This window comes from Acinetobacter lactucae, from assembly GCF_013344765.1.
Classification (GTDB): domain Bacteria; phylum Pseudomonadota; class Gammaproteobacteria; order Pseudomonadales; family Moraxellaceae; genus Acinetobacter; species Acinetobacter lactucae_A.
The window spans coordinates 1-3493 of sequence record NZ_JABVBF010000241.1 but is presented as its reverse complement, the minus strand read 5'-3'; the positions used below and the strand labels follow the sequence as shown (position 1 = coordinate 3493).

2 protein-coding genes are annotated in these 3493 nt (G+C 40.7%); both read right to left on the bottom strand.

Going from position 1 to position 3493, the window contains the following annotated elements; genetic code table 11:
- Positions 1 to 68 precede the first annotated feature (68 nt).
- Positions 69 to 2708 carry a bifunctional aconitate hydratase 2/2-methylisocitrate dehydratase gene (locus HUN22_RS16100; protein ID WP_174731458.1) on the bottom strand — a complete coding sequence of 880 codons (2640 nt, stop codon included), beginning with the start codon at positions 2706 to 2708 and terminating at the stop codon, positions 69 to 71.
- A gap of 252 nt (positions 2709 to 2960) precedes the next feature.
- The gene (locus HUN22_RS16095; protein ID WP_080759586.1) at positions 2961 to 3323 is read right to left on the bottom strand and encodes a hypothetical protein; all 363 of its coding nucleotides are present in this window, start codon (positions 3321 to 3323) and stop codon (positions 2961 to 2963) included.
- Positions 3324 to 3493: the final 170 nt, after the last annotated feature.

The window sequence follows — 3493 nt, the reverse complement described above, 5'->3', positions numbered from 1 at the left end:
GTATAAAGTCTCATTTAAATAAAAAAGGAGCTGAATACTCAGCTCCTTTTTTGTACTAAATCGACATATTAAGTCAATTGAGCAGCTTGGATTTTTTTAGTATCAACTTGATCAGCTTCTTTAGTATATTCGCTCATCTTGTCGAAGTTTAAGTATTTGTAGATGTCAGCAGATGCGCTGTCAATTTGTGACGCATACTGTTGATATTCTTCTGGGCTTGGTAGTTTACCAAGAACAGCAGCTACAGATGCAAGCTCAGCAGACGCTAAGTAAACATTTGCACCTTGACCTAAACGGTTCGGGAAGTTACGAGTAGAAGTCGATACACAAGTTGTGTTCGGCGCTACACGTGCTTGGTTACCCATACATAATGAACAACCAGGCATCTCAGTACGTGCACCAGCACGGCCATAGATGTTATACAAGCCTTCTTCCATTAATTGGTGCTCGTCCATACGAGTTGGTGGAGCTAACCATAGACGAGTAGACAATGAACCACCAGGTACTTTGTCAAGTAACTGACCAGCTGCACGGAAGTGACCGATGTTCGTCATACAAGAACCGATGAATACTTCATCAATCTTGTCGCCTTGAACGTCAGAAAGAAGTTTAGCGTCATCTGGATCGTTCGGGCAGCAAAGAATTGGTTCTTTGATGTCAGCTAGATCGATTTCATAAACTTTTAAGTATTCAGCATCAGCATCAGCTTTTAACAAGCTTGGGTTATCTAACCACTTCTGCATGTTTTCAGCACGACGAGCAAGTGTACGAGCATCGCCATAACCTTCTGCGATCATCCACTTCAACATAGTAATGTTAGAACGTAGGTATTCAGCAACTTTCTCTTCAGAAAGTGTGATTGAACAGCCTGCAGCAGAACGTTCAGCAGACGCATCAGAAAGTTCGAATGCTTGCTCAACAGTCAAGTCATTTTCCATTTCTGATAAATCGATTTCAAGGATACGACCAGAGAAGATGTTTTTCTTACCTTTCTTCTCTACAGTTAAATCACCCGCTTGAATTGCGTAGTAAGGAATTGCATGTACAAGGTCACGTAAAGTGATACCAGGTTGCATTTTACCTTTGAACTTAACAAGTACAGACTCAGGCATATCAAGTGGCATAACACCAGTTGCAGCTGCGAACGCAACAAGACCTGAACCCGCTGGGAATGAAATACCGATTGGGAAACGAGTATGTGAGTCACCACCAGTACCTACTGTATCTGGAAGTAACATACGGTTTAACCAAGAGTGGATAATACCGTCGCCTGGACGTAAAGATACACCACCACGGTTCATGATGAAGTCAGGTAATGTATGGTGAGTTGTTACGTCAACTGGTTTTGGATACGCAGCAGTGTGACAGAAAGACTGCATCACTAAGTCAGCTGAGAAGCCCAAGCACGCTAAGTCTTTTAACTCGTCACGAGTCATTGGACCTGTTGTATCTTGAGAACCAACAGTTGTCATTTTAGGTTCACAGTAAGTTCCTGGACGGATACCTTGGCCTTCAGGTAAACCACATGCGCGGCCAACCATTTTTTGAGCTTGTGTGAAGCCTTTGCCAGTGTCAGCAGGTTGTACTGGTGTACGGAACAATGTAGAAGGTTCAAGACCTAATTCTTCACGCGCTTTAGCAGTTAAACCACGACCAATGATCAAGTTAATACGACCACCAGCACGTACTTCGTCTAAAAGTACAGGAGTTTTAAGTTCTGCTTCAGAAATTTGTACGCCATCTTTAAAAGCAGTTACTTTTGCAGCAGCATGGTCAATTTTCAATACTACTTCGTCGCCCATGTTCATGTTAGCAACGTCGATTTCTACAGGTAATGCACCTGCATCTTCCATAGTGTTGAAGAAAATTGGAGCGATCTTAGAACCTAAGCACACACCACCGTCTTTTTTGTTTGGAATGTGTGGAAGTTCATCACCAAAGAACCAAAGAACAGAGTTAGTTGCAGACTTACGGCTTGAACCCGTACCAACAACGTCACCAACGTAAGCAACTTGATTGCCTTTCGCGATAAGTTCTTTAATTTGGCTTAATGGACCAACTTCACCTGGTTTTTCAGGGTTGATACCATCACGCTCGTTTTTCAACATTGCATTTGCGTGTAATGGAATGTCTGGACGGCTCCAAGCATCTTGAGCTGGAGACAAGTCATCAGTGTTTGTTTCACCAGTTACTTTGAACACAGTGATTTTGATTTCTTCTGGAACGTCAGGACGGCTAGTGAACCATTCTGCTTCAGCCCAAGATTGTAAAACAGCTTTAGCAGCTGCATTACCAGCTTTTGCTTTATCTGCTACGTCATGGAATGCATCAAATACAAGAAGAGTTTTCTTTAATGCTTCAGCAGCTAAGCTTGCAAGTTCAGCATTGTCAAGAAGTTCAACAAGTGGTGCTACGTTATAACCACCTAACATAGTACCAAGTAAGTAAACTGCACGCTCTTTAGAAACGAGTGGTGAAGTTGCTTCGCCTTTTGCAATCGCTGCCAAGAACGCTGCCTTTACGTAAGCTGCTTGGTCAACACCTGCAGGAACACGGTTTTCAAGCAAATCTACCAAGAACGCTTCTTCGCCTGCTGGTGGATTTTTTAATAGTTCAACAAGCTGAGCTGTTTGAGCGTCATCAAGTGGCTTCGGTGGGACTCCGAGTGCGGCACGTTCTTCAACGTGTTGGCGGTAAGCTTCTAGCACGGTGTTCATTCCTCTTTTTTTGAAAAATTACTTGCAAATTCCAGCTTTCTTAAAAGCTTCACAAGTAATATGGACTACAAAAGTTTACTAGAGTTCAAGGTAAAAGTTAATGAGCGCGGGGTGTTTCTCCGTGATGCCCATTATTTTGTATCTAAATACCCATGTCTAAATAATGAGCATATTGGGCTAAATTGAGTTTTTTTTAAACAAATTAAGCTTTATTAGATAGAAATTCGATAACTTCATCCACAATTAGAACGATTTATATTTTGGCATTTTGTCATGAGGTGTTGCCAAACATTCATCCATCATTTGCTTTCTAACTTTTTCTTGGATTGCTTGAGGATCTTTTGTCAATTCTTCTTTTGGAATTGCATAAACTTTTTCAATAACATTAAGAATGAATTTTTTAGTTATCTCATCTTCAATCTTGTTTGCATGCTCAACTGCCTGCGTTTTTTCAATTGCTTGCTGACGATCAAAAACAATACTTCTTGCAGCATTTCCTACGCTAGTACAAAAGCCATGCCACTGCTCTTCCGGTGTTAATGGTTTCTTTTCTGAACAACCAACAAAGAGCAAACTCATTGCAATCAATAAAATCTTTTTCATCATTTCACTACACTAATTATTGCTGTCCATATCATACGGAAAATCATCATTTTTGCCAAAACTGCCATAAAAAAACCGAGACAACAAAATCTCGGTTTTTTATATGAAATATTAAAAATACCAGTTTAGTGATTCAAATTAATTAAAGAATTTGATATCCGTAGGTGTTGATA

Coding starts and splice junctions, on each gene's coding strand:
- HUN22_RS16095 (WP_080759586.1), bottom strand. CDS start 3,323: ATGATGAAAAAGATTTTATTGATTGCAATGAGTTTGCTCTTTGTTGGT.